At 49.2% G+C, this 18,631-nt stretch carries 16 protein-coding genes and 1 pseudogene; 14 read left to right on the forward strand and 3 right to left on the reverse strand.

All coding sequences use genetic code 11. From position 1 onward, the window contains the following. Window positions 1-416: 416 nt before the first annotated feature. The 4 genes from BJP58_RS26650 to BJP58_RS26665 are packed head-to-tail and all read left to right on the forward strand — an operon-like array spanning window position 417 to window position 3,684. Complete coding sequence (locus tag BJP58_RS26650; protein ID WP_194541292.1) at window positions 417-1,601, forward strand: acyltransferase; 1,185 nt, start codon at window positions 417-419, stop codon at window positions 1,599-1,601. 8 nt (window positions 1,602-1,609) lie between these two features. Continuing rightward, a complete protein-coding gene (locus BJP58_RS26655; protein WP_194541293.1) occupies window positions 1,610-1,774 on the forward strand; it encodes a hypothetical protein in 165 nt (54 codons plus the stop codon). After that, a complete protein-coding gene (locus tag BJP58_RS26660) occupies window positions 1,753-2,445 on the forward strand; it encodes a response regulator transcription factor (RefSeq protein ID WP_113060234.1) in 693 nt (230 codons plus the stop codon). The genes BJP58_RS26655 and BJP58_RS26660 overlap by 22 nt, the downstream gene beginning before the upstream one ends. Before the next feature lie 21 nt (window positions 2,446-2,466). Beyond that, window positions 2,467-3,684: a sensor histidine kinase gene (locus BJP58_RS26665; protein WP_194545075.1), complete on the forward strand. Its 1,218-nt coding sequence runs from the start codon at window positions 2,467-2,469 to the stop codon at window positions 3,682-3,684. Window positions 3,685-3,932: 248 nt separating this feature from the next. Here BJP58_RS26665 and BJP58_RS26670 read toward each other — a convergent pair whose 3' ends face one another. The 3 genes from BJP58_RS26670 to BJP58_RS26680 all read right to left on the reverse strand — a co-directional run bounded on the left by BJP58_RS26670 (window position 3,933) and on the right by BJP58_RS26680 (window position 6,435). Further along, a complete protein-coding gene (locus BJP58_RS26670; RefSeq protein WP_194541294.1) occupies window positions 3,933-4,121 on the reverse strand; it encodes a hypothetical protein in 189 nt (62 codons plus the stop codon). Next, a complete protein-coding gene (locus BJP58_RS26675) occupies window positions 4,118-4,459 on the reverse strand; it encodes a sigma-70 family RNA polymerase sigma factor (RefSeq protein ID WP_194541295.1) in 342 nt (113 codons plus the stop codon). The genes BJP58_RS26670 and BJP58_RS26675 overlap by 4 nt, the downstream gene beginning before the upstream one ends. Before the next feature lie 263 nt (window positions 4,460-4,722). After that, on the reverse strand, window positions 4,723-6,435 hold the full coding sequence (locus tag BJP58_RS26680; RefSeq protein WP_194541296.1) for a DUF4127 family protein: 1,713 nt from the start codon (window positions 6,433-6,435) through the stop codon (window positions 4,723-4,725). A gap of 271 nt (window positions 6,436-6,706) precedes the next feature. Here BJP58_RS26680 and BJP58_RS26685 point away from each other — a divergent pair, with 271 nt between their 5' ends. From BJP58_RS26685 to BJP58_RS26730, 10 genes and pseudogenes are all read left to right on the forward strand, one after another. Continuing rightward, complete coding sequence (locus BJP58_RS26685; protein ID WP_194541297.1) at window positions 6,707-7,030, forward strand: hypothetical protein; 324 nt, start codon at window positions 6,707-6,709, stop codon at window positions 7,028-7,030. 192 nt (window positions 7,031-7,222) lie between these two features. Beyond that, window positions 7,223-9,478: an outer membrane protein assembly factor BamB family protein gene (locus BJP58_RS26690; RefSeq protein ID WP_194541298.1), complete on the forward strand. Its 2,256-nt coding sequence runs from the start codon at window positions 7,223-7,225 to the stop codon at window positions 9,476-9,478. Window positions 9,479-9,537: 59 nt separating this feature from the next. Further along, the gene (locus BJP58_RS26695) at window positions 9,538-9,879 is read left to right on the forward strand and encodes a hypothetical protein (RefSeq protein WP_194541299.1); all 342 of its coding nucleotides are present in this window, start codon (window positions 9,538-9,540) and stop codon (window positions 9,877-9,879) included. 189 nt (window positions 9,880-10,068) lie between these two features. After that, window positions 10,069-10,620 carry a PadR family transcriptional regulator gene (locus tag BJP58_RS26700; protein ID WP_113060227.1) on the forward strand — a complete coding sequence of 184 codons (552 nt, stop codon included), beginning with the start codon at window positions 10,069-10,071 and terminating at the stop codon, window positions 10,618-10,620. Further along, complete coding sequence (locus BJP58_RS26705) at window positions 10,601-11,362, forward strand: CPBP family intramembrane glutamic endopeptidase (RefSeq protein WP_194541300.1); 762 nt, start codon at window positions 10,601-10,603, stop codon at window positions 11,360-11,362. Before BJP58_RS26700 ends, BJP58_RS26705 begins: the two co-directional genes overlap by 20 nt. Before the next feature lie 241 nt (window positions 11,363-11,603). Beyond that, complete coding sequence (locus tag BJP58_RS26710) at window positions 11,604-13,919, forward strand: helix-turn-helix domain-containing protein (protein WP_194541301.1); 2,316 nt, start codon at window positions 11,604-11,606, stop codon at window positions 13,917-13,919. A 191-nt stretch (window positions 13,920-14,110) separates the two neighbouring features. Then, window positions 14,111-15,031, forward strand: a complete 921-nt coding sequence (locus BJP58_RS26715; RefSeq protein WP_194541302.1) for an ABC transporter permease — start codon at window positions 14,111-14,113, stop codon at window positions 15,029-15,031. A 12-nt stretch (window positions 15,032-15,043) separates the two neighbouring features. After that, window positions 15,044-15,904, forward strand: a complete 861-nt coding sequence (locus BJP58_RS26720) for a carbohydrate ABC transporter permease (protein ID WP_113060223.1) — start codon at window positions 15,044-15,046, stop codon at window positions 15,902-15,904. 60 nt (window positions 15,905-15,964) lie between these two features. Then, window positions 15,965-17,514, forward strand: a pseudogene (locus BJP58_RS26725) (ABC transporter substrate-binding protein). 28 nt (window positions 17,515-17,542) lie between these two features. Then, window positions 17,543-18,598: an amidohydrolase family protein gene (locus BJP58_RS26730; protein ID WP_194541303.1), complete on the forward strand. Its 1,056-nt coding sequence runs from the start codon at window positions 17,543-17,545 to the stop codon at window positions 18,596-18,598. The last annotated feature ends 33 nt before the right edge of the window (window positions 18,599-18,631 follow it).

An 18,631-nucleotide genomic window follows, 5' to 3' on the forward strand; every position in this document is an offset into this window, starting at 1 on the left:
TATTCGTTCGCAGCCTGCTACTGTGATTCTGGCTAGGCCCGGTCCAGTATGATAGACCGGGCCTAGCTACTTCGAACGGCAAGGATCCTAATCAGCATCCAATTCACCCCAATTCTGAAAGATTATTTTTAAGAGTTAAGAAAGTATAAGCTTCAGAGGCTTACCATCCTTATCTCGCAAGAAAAACTTCCGCTATACGCGGTCTCTCCTCTGAGAAAGTACGTCGATAGATGTTTTTCTTATTGTAAGTCCAAGGATTCTTCATGATCAAGGAGAATTTTATTAGGAGGAAGGACCGTAATCTTAAGCAAATGATAAGAATTTGGAAGTATGGCGTTAAGAACTGTCTACTATACTTGATGAATCTGATCGCAAGAACGAGAATAATCGGATTTTAAGGATGAGAGGGTACTGTCATGAACAAATTAAAATCTTTGTCAAGGGAACGTCTTCCCGAGCTGCAATTGGTACGCGCATTCGCCATCCTCGGCGTGCTGTCCGTTCACTCCACATCGTATGCCGTATCTGCGATGACGGATTCCAACTACTTTTTTATGTACAACTTCATGAACATCTTCATGAAATTCGGAACGCCGACATTTATATTTTTGAGCAGTCTGGTACTCTTCTATAATTACTATGACCGTCCCATAACGAAGAAGCTGATCGGCGGATTTTACAAGAAAAGACTGCTGTATATTATCATTCCGTATACGCTGTTCTCCGTGTTCTACTTCGCGCTGCTGCACTATTTGTATTATCAGGGCAGGCCGTTCGGTGAGACGATGGAGAGCTTTGTGCAAAAGCTGTTGACGGGCAAAGCGTATACGCATCTCTATTTCGTATTTATCAGCATTCAGTTTTATGTGCTGTTTCCGCTCGTATTGTGGCTGTTCAAGAAGGTGCCCCAGCTTGCAAAATGGGCGATACCGATTGGACTGGTGATCCAGTGGACGTTTATACTAATGAATAAGTATTATTGGCAGGTACCGAATAAAGGAAGCTGGGCATTGTCCTACATTGCCTATTTCATGCTGGGTGCTTTTATCGGCATCTATTACCCGAAACTGAAAGCCTGGCTTGTTATTAGCCGCGCGAATGCACGGCCTCATCGCATTACCGCCTGGGTGGTGCTGTGGATCGCATGGGCGGCGGCCGGTCTCGGGCATGTGTACATTTATTACAACAGCCGGCTGCATGGAACCGGGTATAATTCAACGCTGTATGAGCTGCTGTGGAATATGCATACGTACCTGGGGGCGCTCGTTCTGCTCCAGCTTGCGATTCTTTTTTATCGGGCAGGGGTGCGGGGATGGACGCCGGCGCTGGAAAGACTGGGTGCCGTATCCTTCGGGATATATCTCATTCATCCGTTCTTTCTGCTCGTCTACCGGGAGTTTCCGTTAATTACGGGGAATTCCATGCTAACCCACCTGTGGTATGCAGGCGGTTTTGCGGCAGCATTAGGCTGTTCATGGATCGTGGTAGAATTGACGGTTCGATTTATACCAGGCTCATGGGTGATATTCGGTAATATTCCGAAGGCGAAGAAGTCGGTTAAACCAGTCGATTCGCCGTCTGTGCCGCTTTCCGGTTCGTAGTCTGCTTCATGGCAAACCAGGACGTATCCAAAGACGAGGGCATGGCTCTGGCGAAGCGAAGAGACAACCATTACCGCACCACGCAGTCTGACATCCGTGAAGAATGGCGCCGTACGGCGTTGTTCTGGCAGCCGTTGATCAAGGAGGAGCCATGTCTGGAGTTACGATATTAATGGTTGATGATGAAACCGAAATTTTGAAATTGATGGAGATTTACGTCAGGAATGAGGGCTACACGCTGCTCACCGCATCTCACGGCCTGGAAGCGCTGGAGATTCTAAGAACCCATAAAGTGGATTTGATCATACTTGATGTCATGATGCCGCAGATGGATGGCATTGAGGCATGCATGAGAATTCGGGAGGAGAACAACACGCCGATCATCATGCTGTCGGCCAAGAGTCAGGAGATTGACAAGATCGCCGGACTCAGCATCGGCGCGGATGATTACGTGACCAAGCCGTTCAGCCCGCTGGAATTGATCGCAAGAATCAAATCGCAGCTCCGCCGATACAAACAGCTGAACAGTAACTCGGTGAGGGATGAGAACGAAATCCAGATCGATGAGCTGGTTATTAATGTCGCTTCCCACCGGGTGGCGGTGGCAGGCGTTGAGATTAAGCTGACGCCCCGCGAATTTGCTCTGCTGCATATGCTGGCCATCAATCGCGGACTCGTCCTTAGCATGGACAAGATTTATACCGAGGTGTGGAACGAACCGTTCATGGAATCGAAAAATACAGTCATGGTACATATTCGCAAGCTGCGCGAGAAGATCGAGAAGGATCCGCAGCAGCCGGTATATATTAAGACGGTGTGGGGGATTGGCTATAAAATAGAGTAAACTTAAGCAGAGGTGACGAACTTGAAAATAATGAAGCTTCATAGCATCCGCCTGAAGATGCTGCTTATGCTGCTTGCCAGCATCGGCATCACGGCCGCCCTGCTTATCATACTCTACGCATTAAGTACGCTGATACTCTCTATTCCGGCCATCAAGCCGCCGCTCGTCTGGATCATTAACAACATTGGCTCGGATCCGGTTATGCTGGTTGCGGGCATTATTCTTTTTTTGGTCAGCTATTATGTGAGCACAAAGTGGTTTGTCCTTGATCTGCAGAAAATTCAGACTGGCCTTCAGGACATTACGGCGGGGCGATTCGATTCCAGAATCGAGCTCAAATCCCTAGACGAATTAGGTGTCGTCGCTTCCAGCATAAACCGTATGACCGATCAGCTGAACGTTTATCTGGAAGAAATCAGGAATGGGCTTCGCGAGATTGCCAAGGGGAATTTCGACACCGACATTCCGGTTCAGTCAGGCAGCCAGCTGGGTGAGGTGGCCGAGAGCATCAACCAGATGAGCAGGCAGCTTCACCAATCCATTCTGGAGGAGCGTAACGCGGAAAAAACAAAGAATGATCTGATTACGGGAGTTTCCCATGACTTGCGGACGCCGCTTACATCGATACTGGGATTTCTGGAGGTTATCGAGGGAGACCGGTACCAGGATGAAGTGGAGCTGCGTTATTACGTAAATATCGCATATGAGAAAGCGCAAAGTCTGAAGAAGCTGATTGATGATTTATTCGAATACACCCGGATTAATAACGGGCTTCCGCTGGATATCCGGGAGATCGATATGGCTCAGTTCATGAGACAGCTGATCGAGGAATTCGTTCCTGCCCTGGAGAAAGCCGGGCTGGAATGTAAGCTTGCTGCAGAGGAAGGGCTTGTAGTTCTTGCAGACGGCGCCCAGCTCGTCCGGGCTTATGAGAATTTGATCTCCAATGCGATCCGTTACGGGGAGTCGGGCAAAAGGATCGACATTGCCGTCCGCAGCGATGGCAATCGGGTGAGCATCAGCTTCACCAACTATGGCGATCCGATTCCCGAGCGGGATTTGCCGTTCATTTTTGACCGCTTCTACCGTGTAGAGGCATCTCGTTCGAAGCAGACCGGTGGCACCGGCTTGGGATTGGCCATTACGAAGAGCATAGTGGAAGTTCAGGGCGGCGAAATCCGGGTACGGAGCGATCGGCAGCGAACGACCTTTGAAACGAGGTTTCCTACAGTCGTATAGTGTTATCTTGAATGAGCGAGCCTTGACAGAGGGCCTGCAAAACGAATGCAATTTCTGTAAAACAGAACCCAGTACCTCGGGCGGTACTGGGTTTGTTCTATACTGGAAAAAGGAAAAAGGAAGAGAAGTCGTTTGATTCACAGGCAGACAATTAACCGTGTTCGTCGTAAACCTGAAATGGATGGTCGATAGAATAAAGCGTCCCATCCTTATATTCGCTCTGAACCGGGAAAGGGTTCAAAAGAAATTCAGTCTGGCTCATACGTATCATTGTTCTCTCGAATCACTTCCATAAACTCCAGGACAATTGTTGATATGGCATCCTCTTGAGGCATATAGATATATTGACTGATTCTCATGATATCGTCTTTGTATAAATCAATGAGTTGCAGAATGGCTTGATCTTCATTCTGCTTTGCAGCTTGCAGCAAAATCATGAATTCGCGATCTGAGATAACTTTTGGATCATTTTTCTTTTCCATCGGTTCACCGCCTGTTGAGAGATATGGAGCTGCTTGGCTACTTCCGCTTCAGTGAGGTCTTCTAAGAAGAGTTTATATATAATGGTTCTTCCTTGAGGGGGTAATGAATCCAGTAATTGACCAATCCAAATGCGGTCATCGGATCTAGCATGAAATGACCCCGTCTGCACGGTACTAAAATCAGGGTATAGCGTTTCTCGTTTTCTAAGTTTTTTAGCCTGATATTGTATTCTCCAACCAATTCGATAAATTTCAGTTTTATAGCGCTCGTATGCTGTTATATGCTTTTTCATAAAGCATCCCTCCTATGCCTGTCTATCATCGTATTCATTATTTAGGGGAGAAAGAGAAAGAGAAAGAGAAAGAGAAAGTTAACGAACTACAAAACGGGAACATTTGTTCTCGTTTCATTGTACCATTTTTTACATCTATTGTGAAATGGTAATCTACTCTATAAGTTGAATTATTGAATTCACTGTAGAAATCCACTCACAAAAAGGACAATAGAAAAAGGACAGCTCCGATAAAGACCGAGCTGTCCTTTTTCATTCTCATATTATTGGAGTGTGACCTTAGGATTGAGCGTGATCTCAAAGGCGCGCCACCAGATGAAATCAGGATTGTCATAAACCAGCGAAGCACTGTCGTATTCTGACAATGTCCACGAAGACCCCTTTATTTGTTTGACATTGCATGTCGGAGTGGGGGCACCGATCAGGAAAGCGTTCCTTCCGGCCAGCGTTGTTTTGTGGATCTGCATTTGATCTCGAAGAATCGTGAACACTTGCTGGTAAGCTGATTCTGTGTTAAAGAGACGCATGTTTTGATCAGCGAATGAGGCTTGAAGATTATCGTAACGAATATTGCTTGGAGTTCTGGAATAGCTTCGGACATCGACTACAGCAAGCCTCTTATAATAATAATCCTTCAAAAATCGTTTGAAGAGTAGTGACCCATGAGCGTTCACGGCCATGTTCAATTCGGAGGCAGAGGACTCTGATACCAAAAAAGCGTAGCGCGCTTGCCCCATGCCAAGCGAGATGCCCATAAGGTTCCCGGCAGTATTCCATGCACTATAACCCAATAGGCGTCCCGTGTACTGGCTGTCTAGCAGCGCTTCCGTTACCGTTGGATTGGCAGAGCCTTTTCCCGTGAAATCCATGACCACAGTTGCTACAAAGTTTGTTCCATTGGCATGGATACGGCTTACGGCACTGGACACCTGTGTTTCGTCTGTGATTGCCAGGATTTCAATGTTTGGCGTGCTAGTGACACATTGGCCACCAACAACATCAATATGACGAAGAATATTCTGATGAACAGTCATGTATTCATAGTTGTTGATGATTGTGGATCCATGAGGACCGAAATATTGCACCGAAATTTGCGTTTTTCTTCCTTCCCGATGCAATTGATTAGCCATCCGTGCTACCAGAGAATGACCCAAGCCATCTGCATCAGGCAATATAATGGCCCGATTCGGATTTTGCCCCTCACAACCGCCTAGATAACGATCGATGTAGTTCTCCACAAATCGAATTTCATTCATTTGCACGCCTTCTTTATTCGCATCGTCCACCCCAACGGCCAGGAAATCAATATAACCATGACGTACAAGTCTGTCCAAGACATAATGATTGGTTTTAAACTTATGCTGCCTTGTATTGTAGTAATGGGTTTTATTGAAGTGGACGGTATCGCCCAACTCGGTGCCATCACTGGATATATTATAGCCGTTCAAAATATCGTTGAAGTCTGTATATTTTTTGCGAGCTATCCCCATGAGACTGCGAGACTCTGTGTACGCGTTGTAAGAGAGTCCTTCCACATATGTGGTCGTAGCGAGTCGCATAATGGTATCCAACACATAGATTGGCTTGTTGGGATAAAGCTGTTTAATCTCGCGGATTACGTCAAGCAAGTCTGCTGTCCCTGAATCATAATGGGGATACGTTCCTCCTCCGCTTGTTCGTAAACGTCTGCTACCGATTAAGCCTCCATAAACGAGCATATCGATCGAAATAATAAAACCCTGGACGGAAGAGGCGTGACCCAATATGAACTGACGAATATCTTCCGGTTTACCAAAGGTAGGTGCCGAGGTGCCTATAAGTTGGCTGCCTGAAGCTTCTGCGACCGAATCGAGCCGATTACGAATATCTGCAGCAAGAGGAGTTATCAGGTTCAAGCCTGAGGCTTGTCCTAGTTTGATTACATCATCAAGGTTTACCGGGCGGTCATCCAAGGGTACATACAATACATTTCTCATTGGTCAACTCTCCTTATATATGGTTTAATTGGCCTTCATATATATAGGTGAATTTCCCATTCCTTTTACAACCACAAATCAGTTTTTTTCATTAAGCAGTCCAAAAAAAGGGGTAGAAAAAGAAGTTGAAGAAGCTTGCTAAGATCTGTTATAACGTGGCGAAGGTAATTGTTCAGCTTTATTTAAGTATTCGTTAAGATTTTGGACCATGGAATGGTAAGATGTGTTCCTTATACTTTCCTTCAGGAACGTACATAAGGAGGCAGTCGGGATGGGATCCATACATCATGCGAAACGGAACATCAGGCTTACGATGGCATGGCCGACAATCATTGTGATGGTTGTTGGTGTCATGTTGCTATCGGGATGCGCAGAGTTCAAGATGTCTAGCGAAGATACACGGATTGAGAATCGATCCGCTCAGGGGATGGCCACAGCAAGCAATAGAAGCACGTCAATGGCTCCAGCATCCTTTCTCGGGCAGTTATGGGGGGACATATCGGACGGGGTGACGAACCGCACCAGAAAAATGACAGGCAGGCCAACGCCGAGCCGTACTCTATCCGAAGCGAGTTGGCGTATGGAGGTGCGATAATGTGGAGAAGACGGCTAATTGTGAATTTGCAGCAGAAATCATTTTAACGAGAATCTTTTGTGAATGTACATTAGCAATAAGAGATGGATAGACTCCTTTCCTGGAAGGGAGTTTTTTTGTTTTGATTTTGGAACAGTTTGCCTTATAATAGCGTTTACATTATATAGGCTTGTATGGGAGAGGATGGTTTCTGTGAATTTACGCGTATCGATCCGAAAGCGGCTATTCATCGGAATAACGGCAGCCGTCTGTATTTTACTTGTTGGGCACCCAACTCAGCGGACAGAGGAAAGCGCACATGTCGTATTCGCTGATGCTGCAGAAGCTGAGGGCTTTACATCCGGCCAACGTGTTACGATTCAGCAGAAGGCTGCATTGTTTCCTAATGCGCTTAGTAAGAATAGCCATCTGACAAATCTCAAGGTGAGCTATTACGGTGCCAAGGGAGAAAGGCTCCGGCTTACCTCCGTGAAGGGGGAATTAGCCTTTATCCAATCCGATTCCCGGGGAGACTTGTGGCTCCCGACATGGTATGTTTCCAAGGAAGCTGCCCAAGTGAAAGAAACGTTCCCGCTCTCGCTTCAACTGCGCAGCAGCGGCAGTATATATCTTGCTCCCGGAAGCGCAATGAAATGGCCGGTATCCCAAACCGGAACGTCGCTCATCGCCGTAGCCCAGTGGAAGGACTGGTACGGCGTCATGGTCGCACCTTCCAAGTGGAAGGAAGATTACCGGATCTACCGCCCGGCAATGATGTGGGTACAGGGTAAGGATACGACGGCCAAGAAGGCGATGCCTGATGGTCTGCTCGATGGAAATTCGGAAGTAACGACGGATATGTTACGCAACTTGACGGAGCTTCTTTTTAAGAAAGGGACTCCTTCTTCATATGTGAAAAAGCTGCTCGGCGAACCGCAGGTGAAGGAGACATCGCGGAATCAGGAGGAGTCCTCCAATAAACCGATGATACTCGGCGAGACCTGGAGATATGAACAGCGGGATGCCCATTATACCGTGACGTTCTCTCCATCCGGAAAGCTGACATCCAGCGAGTGGGTAATTCCTGGGACCGGATCTTTTGAGCGGAGTTACAGTCCTGGCGATGATTACGAGTTTACCTATCGTTTTGCCGCCGTGCCGCCTCAAAAGACGATTGAAGCCGAACCCGACTGGCGAAATCAGGGCAATCTGAATTTCACCTTCCTGCTTGAGGCAAACGAGGATGTCCTGCTCCTCAAGGGAGATGATGGCGGATACAGCGGGATGCACGATAATTCTTCCCTGTATGCGATTGACCGTGGCACCGGCAAGAAGCTGTGGCAGGAGGATGCGGGATTTGGCTGGTATACGGCTTTCACGGATAAGGAGCGGAAGCATGTTACGATGTACTCGGCTTATAACCCGGAGGTTAAGGATTATGTGGCCAGAGTGAGGCATATTCGAATGTCGGATGGACGAGTGTTGTGGGAGGTTAAGCCGAAGAATGAATTTGGCCTGACCATGATGGCTGCGGCCGATACGATTATTCTGGATGAGGCTTTGAATCTGAACGAAACCAAAAGCGTGCTGAGTGTGCTGGATCAGGAAACCGGAAAGCTGCGTTGGAAAAAGGCGTTGACCAGCGAACACCGCTTGCTGAATGCAGGTTCGGGTGATCCGTATGTGCTCGTCGAGCAGAACGGACAGCTTACCGCTTACGATCCGGTCACCGGCAAAGCGGCATGGAATGTAAAGGTTGGTAAGAGGGTTATGGACGATCCGACCCAAGATCCGTATTTTATCGGAGGGTATCGCTACAATCCGGTATCTCCTGCGGATATGACAACAAGATGGATGCTGCTTGGCAAGGAATGGGTTCTGCTCAATATGGAAACCGGGGCGCGCGAAGCCGTGTATCCGGCCCGTCAGATGGAAAGGTTCGAGGTGCTGAATGAGCGGTATCTATTGGTGCAGCGTGCGCTGAACGGGGAGTATTTCAGCGGGGCTACCGCTTACGAAAGCGTATTGTATGACAGCCTGGAAGATAAGGAAATATGGACCGTGAGAGGCAAAGCCGCACGCGGCGCCATCGAGGGAGAACGAATCTATCTTACATTGAACGGCATTCCGGCAGCGATAGATCTAGAGAGCGGTAGCATCCTATGGAAAATGGGGACCTCTTCCAAAGCGGGCGACGATCTCTCCCATCTGGTTGGCAGCAGCTACGGAATTCTGGATTCGTACCTGCTGGTAAGTTTGGGAAGCGATCTTGTGGTGTTGAACAAGGAAGACGGCAGAAGCTTGGGCAGATTGCATAACGTAATCACCGGCAGCGTCGATTTGCGAGAGGTGTATGCCAAGAACGGCGCGCTGAACGTAACGGAACGGGAAGTGCTCGTCGGCACGGTCAACGGTGCTTTTATTCGTTATGATGCCCGGGCATTAAAGGAACGCTTGGATGAGCTGTAATAGCTGTTATCGATAGATGACAAACACCGTAGGGAGACGTCCGCAAAGGAGGAAGACTTATGGGCAAGAGGCTTAAGATAGCAGGGATTTCGATCATCAGCCTATTGTTGATCCTATGTTTGGGCTGCGGCAGCAAGCAGTCGGCCAGTTATGCGTCTCTGTTAAAGTACGATGACCAAGAGTATATTGGAAAAGACATTGAGGGTGCCGAGGCTTTTGCGGAGACAGATTTGACCTTGGCGGGCACGATTCAGAAGCGGCTCGAACCGGATCAATATCCGGATACGCATTTATCGTCGAACGAGCTGCCGGAAGGCACGGAAATTTACGTAGTCGATGAACATACGTTGGTGGCATTGCAGGAAGATCGAAGGTTTAAGGTGTTTGAGCGCATGGAATAAAACGAACGAATGGATGGATAAGCGTCCCTGGTGTCTGGCGACAGATGCGGGGGCGTTTTTGGTTTGTGTTTGATAAACGCAAGAACAAGAATTATTTGTTGAAAATTATATTGACTCCTTTTGGAAAAAATGCGATGATCAATATATCAAACAGATATATCGAACAGATATATTATATGAAATGTGGTGATGACATTGCTGGAGTACATTCTCCTCGGCATGCTAATGGAAGGAACAATGAGCGGCTATGATCTTAAGAAAACAATCGACAGCACTGTAGGCACTTTCTACAAAGCGAGTTACGGAAGTCTTTATCCTGCGCTCAAGAGACTCGCAGAGAAGGACATGGTTATGCTGACCGAGACGGATAACAGTAAAAACAAGAAGCTATATTCTCTGCGGCCCAGTGGTGAAAAGGCTTTTCTCGACTGGTTGTCTGGACCGATGCAGACAGGACGCAATGAGCAGCTGATCCGTATTTTCTTTTTTGATTATTTGGATGAAGAACTTCGTCAAAAACGATTGGCCGAGTACATATTTAAGCTGGATCAGGAAATTCACATGCTTGAAGCGGTGCAGAACGTCGTGGCTGGAGAATTGGCTGAGATCGAACATCCGGAGAATTATTACTATCGGGTATCGGTTCTGGCGTATGGACTGAACCATTTTCAGATGGAACGGCAATGGTTGAAGGATATTATGGAGAGGAAGGATCTGAACCATGTTAAACCGGAAAACTAAGGATTCTTTTTCGCATAAACACCCGATTTTAACCGTTGTCATTATCGAGGTTCTGCTGTTATTAGCCGTATTTGCTGCTGGGGCTTACTCTACGATTAAAGAGTTAAGTTACACTTCGCCTGTGCTGATCTCATTCATCCCAATCGCTCTTGTGTTGATAGCGTACTTTACATGGAAAAAGAAGTGGAACCCGCTCGGTTTCCGTAAGCTGAACAGTATACCGGCCGCCGGATGGCTCTATTATTCCCCCTTGCTTCTTATTCTAATTACAATCTCTCTTAAGGGGATGCGTGAAATCAGCGCATCGGAGATCCTGTTCTTTATCTTCTTCACACTGCTCGTTGGATTTGTGGAGGAGAGCATCTATCGGGGATTGATTTTGAAAACACTGCTGCCCAAAGGCATTCCAACCGCGGTCATCACCTCCAGCACTCTGTTTGCGGTCACGCATGTACTGAACGTCTTATCAGGGCAGGACATATTCCAAACGGTTTTACAGATTGTATATGCTCTGCTTATAGGCGCCGTATTGGCTCTACTGATGGTGAAAAACCAAAATATCATCCCTCTGATTCTATTCCACTTCCTTCATAACTTTATCCAGTTTGTCGGTAATGACAATAGTGATGTATTTATCGGATACGATCTGTTCATTTTGCTGGTGCTGGCCGTCCACTGTGTCTGGTTGTCTCTCTCTTTAAGAAAACCTCCGGTGTCCACAAGAATAGATCAAGCGGGTTAATGGAGTGCTACTGGAGTGTCGCAACGATTTACTGTAAAATAGGTTGATTTTGAATGGATGCGTAAGGGCCAGGAGATTCCTGGCTCTTTTTGCTATGGATGCAAACATGTCCGGTAACGTCATTTCTGTGCAAACTCCATGCATGGAAGTTGCGGCGAATATTATAACTGACATCTAAATATAGTAGACGTAAATGCAAGCCTTGTTTACTTGCAATTTTAAATAACAAGGGGGGACACTCATGAATCGCAGGACAACGCCTAACCGATCTCCTGAGCCGGGGGAGCTTGATTCTCCACCTCCCAGAAGGCACACCTTGTTTTGGAGACTATTCGCCAACTATTTTCTCCTCATTCTCATTCCCGTGATTGTTGCGTCGGTTCTCGCTCAGGTGTTGGTCGTTCGCATCATTGAAAAGGATGCCGAGCGTTTCAATCAAGTGATGATGAACCGCTTCTCCGAGCAGACGGACACCGAGCTGCAATCCTTGAAGACCAGCATGATTAATATCCTCAGCACCTCCAGATTACGGAGCGTGCTTCTGGCTCCCATGGCCTCTTCGCCGGATAGCCTGCTGCTTCCGGAATTGCTTCATTCCCTGCGGGAGCAGCTGCAGCAGCTGGAATCCGATGACTTGGTCGAGAAGGCGTATTATTATTTCGTGCACCAGGATTTGATGATCGATGCCGAAACCTACACGAATAAAGCCTATTATTTTCGTTCCCGCTATCCCCTGGATTTAAACCGACGCCATCAGCTGGAAGCCGAATTATCCGGCAAAAAAATGATGGATTTCATGGATTCCCCCGCCTCTTTGACAGCTGCCATGAGCTACCCGTTTAATACGACCGCCCCTGAAGTCTATCTCCTGGTCGAAGTGAAACGAGACAAGCTTGAGGAGCAGATTCACATTCCGGAGAGCTGGGTTACGGGCACGGCGATTGTAGATCATGGGGCCAAAGTGATCGCCCAGAACGGACTGACTGAGCAGGAACAGCTTGCTCTGCAGCAGCGAATACGTACGGACGGCACTGCTTCGCAATTCACGATATCGGACAAGAGGGGGCAGTCCTTCATGGCCTCCGGCTTCGATCCGTCCTGGCATTATATCAGCATGATCGACTTAGGCACATTGATGAAGCCGGTTTATATTACCCGATGGATCTGTTGGTTGTTCCTCGTATTCTTCCTTCTAGTCGGCGCACTCGCCTCGTATTATTTAAGCCGGCGATTATACCGGCCGATCCGGGAGATTAAGGATGGGCTGAAGCTGCATCACGCTCCGAATGGGGAAGTCGGCCATGAAGGAAACGAGTTTGATGCCATCAAACGTTATTCCCAATTCATCATGACGGAGAATAAAGAGCTGTACCAGATGGTGAACGGGATGCTGCCGATCGTGCAGGAGCAGTTTTTCACGAAAATCCTGCTGGGGCAATACCGCGATGCCTTATCGATTGAGTACTACGCCAAGGAGATTGAGTTTGCTTACAGCCACAAGGCGGCAAGGACCGTCCTGTGCATCTCTTTCCACTATGACCGGTCGGTTTACGACTCGACATCGGAATCCGCCAAGATTTTTTTGCTGACCGAGCTGAAGGACAAGATTCTTCGGCTGGCACCCGGCATGGTCTGGATCTGCCAGACAAGGCCGGATCTGATGGCATGCATCGTGGAGCATGGTCACATCACGGAGGGCCAGGGTCATCCTGAAAAAGTAGCGGAGCAAATCCGGCACATTTTCCAGGAATACGGGGCTTATTATAAAGCGACCATCGGGATCGGAAAGACCGTTCGCGCCATGGAAGAGCTGCACCAGTCTTATGAGCATGCCCTGGCCATGCTGAAGTACCGGGGGCTGCATTCCACCGTAGAGATTTGCGGAAGTCAGCCTTCCCGGGAGCTGCAGCAGTGGGATCCTTTCCTATCTGTGCAGGAGGTCCAGCGGATCCTCAATCAGTACAAAACCCGTGAGTATGACAAGCTGCTTCATTCCGTGCTTGCTCTGCTGGAGGAGGGAAAGGGGAAGGATGCAACAGCCGTGCAGATGAAATATCTGCTTGTCGATGTGCTCAACACCTGGATTCGGGCGGTGGAATCGGAGCGCAATGAACTCAACGTTCCGTATTACTCGGGGCTGTTCGAACGGATAAATCGCTGCATGACATGGGACGAGCTTACGTGCTGCTTTACGGAGATTCATGGTTTTCTGTTCCGGAAGCCGGCTTCCAGCAGCCGGAGTCAACAGTTTATGGAGATTCTGGAGTACATTCATAAGCATTACGATCAAGAGCTGTCGATCGAACATTTTGCCGGGATGATGAATATGTCCATCGGGCATTTCAGCCGGACCTTCAAGGAGGAGGTTGGCGAAAAGTACGTGGAATATATCGCGAAATACCGGCTGATGAAGGCGAAGCAATTGTTGCTTGAAACCGATTTGAAAATTGACGAAATTGCTGAGAAGGTCGGGTATTGGGGCCGAAATTCTCTGATTCGGGCTTTCCGCCGATATGAGGGCATTACACCTGCTAAATACAGGAGCTCCCACCAATAGGAAAGAAGAGACTGCATTATTTTCTGAAGTCTCTTTTTTTGCATGGACCCAAGCGGAAAGCCTTGTGCCACGGGGGTTGCAAAAGGAGTGTCTCCAGGAAAAGATGCACGCTTTACGCGAAAGAAGGACGGCTCGTATAGTGGGGACAACAACAAACGAATGTAAATGCTTTCAATCGGAGGTGAGGATTATTGGCGCAGCTATCACGGATCGGCTATGTTCTGAGAAAGCATAAAGCGTTGTACTTGCTGATGCTGCCTGGCATTTTGTATTACTTGATATTCAAGTACGCGCCGATGTACGGCATCATCATCGCCTTCCAGGATTATTCGATCGGCCGGGGCATTTTGGGAAGTGAATTTGTCGGACTCAAGCATTTGATTGAATTTTTCTATGTCACCCCCGATGCATGGAAGCTGATTCGCAACACAATCATGCTGAATGTGTACGATCTCCTGTTTCATTTTCCGGCACCGATCATTCTGGCGATCCTGTTCCATGAGCTGAAGAGCAAATGGTTCAAGCGGTTCGTGCAAAATATCAGCTACATGCCGCATTTCCTGTCCACCGTCGTGATCGCGGGCATTCTCGTGACCTTCCTGTCTCCGACCACGGGCGTCGTGAACCATCTGCTCTTTAAGCTGTTCGGTATGGAACCGATCATGTTTCTGGGCATGCCGGAATGGTTCCGGACGGTGTATGTAGGCTCCGAAATATGGCAGAAGGTGGGATGGGGCACCATCCTCTATCTGGCTGCGATTGCCGGCATCGATCCGACGCTGTATGAAGCGGCCAAGATGGATGGGGCGAACCGGTGGCAGCAGGTCCGGCATATTACGTTCATCGGCATGGTGCCGGTCATGATTATTCTGTTCGTGCTGTCGCTCGGCAATTTCATGGAGGCCAGCTTCGAGAAAATCCTCTTGATCTACAACACGATGAATTATGAAACTTCGGATGTCATTAACACCTTTGTGTACAGGCGGGGCATCCTCGATGCCGATTTCAGCTTCGCGACCGCGGTCGGCCTGTTCCAATCGGCGATTGGCTTCATTCTGGTCGTTATGGCCAACCGGATCGTACGCAAATATTCGGAGACCAGCCTGTGGTAAGGGAGGTGCGTGATGAAAAAACAGGAAAGCTTCGCCTCGAAGCTGTTTGACGTATTCAATGTCTTGTTCATGATTGTGCTGATCATGGTGATGGCCTACCCGATGGTGTACGTCTTCTCGGCTTCCATCAGCAACAATGCCATGGTTGCGAGCGGCGCGGTGCTGCTGTGGCCGAAAAAAATTACGCTCATTGCCTACGAGCAGCTCATCTATAACCCCGATCTCTGGGTGAGTTACTGGAACACGATCCGGTATACGTTCCTCCATACGGTGCTGACGCTGATTGCGACCTCCGCAATGGCCTACCCGCTTGCGAAGCGATGGCTGCCGGGTCGGAGAGTGATTCTGCTGATGGCGGCGTTCACGCTTCTCTTCAGCGGCGGCATGATTCCAACCTTCCTGATCGTTCAGAAGCTGGGGATGCTCGACACGATCTGGGCGATCGTCCTCCCTTCCCTGATCAGCACATGGTATTTGTTCATTATGCGGACATTCTTCGAGGCGCTGCCGGAGGAGCTCGAGGACGCGGCTGCCATTGACGGGTGCGGATCCCTGCAGATTCTGGTACGGATCGTGCTGCCATTATCCGTGCCCGTGATGGTCACGATCGGCCTGTTCACGGCCGTGAATCAATGGAACTCCTTCTTCAGCGCTTTGATCTATCTGAATGACCGGGAGATGTACCCGCTGCAAATCATGATGCGCAACATCCTGATCGCCGGCACGAATGTTCAGGGCGAAGGGGACCTGACGCATCTGGAGACGTTGAAATACGCCATGATCATGATCGGGACGCTGCCGATTCTGTGCGTTTATCCGTTTATCCAGAAATATTTTGTACAGGGCACGATGATTGGCGGCATTAAGGGGTAGTTATGGATTCCACGCTAATCCATTTCTATACGTTGTGATGATAAAAAAGGAGGTTAGGAAATGAGGCGAAAGGGGTTCAGAACAGCGCTTGCCATGATCCTGCTCTGCGCGATGCTGGTTACGGGATGCACCGGCGGGGGCAAGGATGATTCGGGACATTAAGCCCTGACAAACCGGTTACTTTTTCATGGCTGGTATACGACCGGGTGGAGGGCAAGGTTCGGGATGACTGGGAGATTTTCAAAGAGATTGAGGCCAAGACGGGCGTCAGTGTGAAGTTCCAAATCGTAAGCCAGGAAGGACTTGAGGAGAAAAGGCAGATCATGATTGCGACGAACACGGCCACGGATTTTATCCAGGTGCCGACGCAGGACGGCCGGGAGCATGGGCCGGAGAAAGTGTTCCTGAACCTTAATGATTACTTGGATCGGGCACCGAATCTGAAAGCCTTTTACGAAAAATATCCTGAGGCCAAGGCGCTGGCAACGGGCACGGACGGCGGCTTGTACACCGTACCCGTACTGGAAGGGGATGCGGAAGGCAAGGGCTTCAACTTTATCTGGTATGCCCGCAAGGACATCATGGATCAGCATGGGATACAGGCACCGACCACGGTGGATGAATTTTATCAGTATCTGAAAACATTGAAGGAGAAGGTTCCGGATTCCTATCCGCTCATCTCGAACGCCATCGTTGGTGATACGGGGCTGTATACGACCTTCGGACGTATCTTCACCGGCATCAGCGGGTTCTACAACCTGGATCCGACCATGGATCAATACGCATTCGCGCCGTACCATGAGAATTATCAGGATATGCTGGTGTATCTGAATAAGCTGTATGCGGAAAAATTGCTGGATCCGGAATTCTCGCTGCTGACGCAAGCACAGTGGGAGGAGCGCATACTGACGGGCAAATCCTTGGTGACCTTTTTCTGGAAGGCTGATCTCGAGTCGCTTGTAGCGAAGGCGCGTGGGGCCGGTACGGCGGAGTATGAGCTGGACGCGATTCCTTCCTTTGCCGCCGAAGGGATCAAGAACTATCAGTTCTCCCGTCCGGTCGTTGGCACCGTCGGCCGAGCCATATCGGCCAAAGTGAAGGATAAGGAGCGCGCCGTCCAATTCCTCGATTATTTGGTGAGCGAAGAGGGAACGAATTATTTGTCCTTAGGCATTGAAGGCAAAACGTATACGATGGAGGACGGCAAAGCGGTATATAACAAGGAGTTCGGCGAATCTCCGTTTAATGCGCTGCGCAAGGACTGGGGCGTATGGTATGACCTGATCACGTTGAATAACGCCAAGTCGCGAGAAGTCTGGGAGCGTGGATTAAGCGAGAAGAGCAAGGATATCAATGCAAGGTATGAGCAGTATATTGTCCCTGCACCAAAACAGATCGTCAAGACGGAAGAGGAGCTGGAGCTCGAGAAATCGAAGCTGAACAATCTGAACAAATTCCTTGAACAGAAGGTGACGGAATTTGTGACCGGTAAAACTCCGATTAACGACACCACCTATCAGCAATTTATTGACCAGGCCAAGAAACTCGGCTCCGATGAACTCCTTACCATGTACAACACCGCCTATACTCGCACATACGGCGGCAAGTAATCCGCAAGTGGAATGGAGGAATCAGGCAATGGACGATATGAAAATCATCGATGTCGACGTTCATAACGAACAGGACGACAGGGCGCTTCTGCCATATCTGCAGGAGCCCTGGCGCTCCCGGGTAGCGACATCCGGCATCGGTTTTGCAGGCTCAGGGTACTACTCGCCGATCGGCGTGATGAAAAAAGACTCGATCCCTCCGGGTGGAGGCAAAGCCGGCTCCGATCCCGATTATATGATCAAGCAGCTGATCGAAGGCTACAATCTGGATTATGCCGTGCTGACGGGTGTCGTCTACAATATCTCTTCCACGCATGATCCGGATTACGCGGCCGCGATATGCTCGGCATATAACGATTATCTGATCGCCGAGTGGCTCGGCAAACATAAAGCATTCAAAGGCGCAATGGCGGTAGCCACCCAGGATCCGCTGCTGGCGGCACGCGAGATCGACCGGATCGGCGGTCATCCGGATATCGTGGAGGTGATGATCTCCAGTGCAGCGAGGTCGCCGCTGGGTCAGCGCCACTATCACCCGATCTACGAAGCGGCGGAGCGGAACGGCCTTCCGGTCGCGATCCACCCGGGAGCGGAAGGCGGCGGGAGCTCGACGGCTCCCACCGCTGCCGGCTACCCGACCCGCTACATTGAGTGGCATACCTGCCTCTCCCAGATGTTCATGGCACATCTGGTGAGCATGGTATGCGAGGGCGTGTTCGTAAAGTATCCGAACCTCAAGGTCGTTCTGGTTGAAGGCGGAGTAGCCTGGCTGCCGGGCCTGATGTGGCGGCTGGACAAAAACTACAAGGCGCTGCGCGCAACCGTGCCCTGGCTGACGAGAATGCCGAGCGAGTACATCCGGGATCACTGCTACTTATCGACGCAGCCGATTGAGGAGCCGGACAATCCGCAGCATCTCATCGATCTGTTCAACATGATTGATGCCGAGAACATGCTGCTCTATTCCAGCGACTACCCGCACTGGGACTTCGACTCGCCGAGCCACATTTTACGGGGGCTGAAGCCGGAGGCGCGGCGGAAGATTTTTTACGAGAATGCGAAGCAGCTGTACAGGTTGGATTGAGGGAATGGGTGAATGGATGAATGGATGAATGGA

The organism is Paenibacillus sp. JZ16 (genome assembly GCF_015326965.1).
Lineage (GTDB): Bacteria > Bacillota > Bacilli > Paenibacillales > Paenibacillaceae > Paenibacillus_AQ.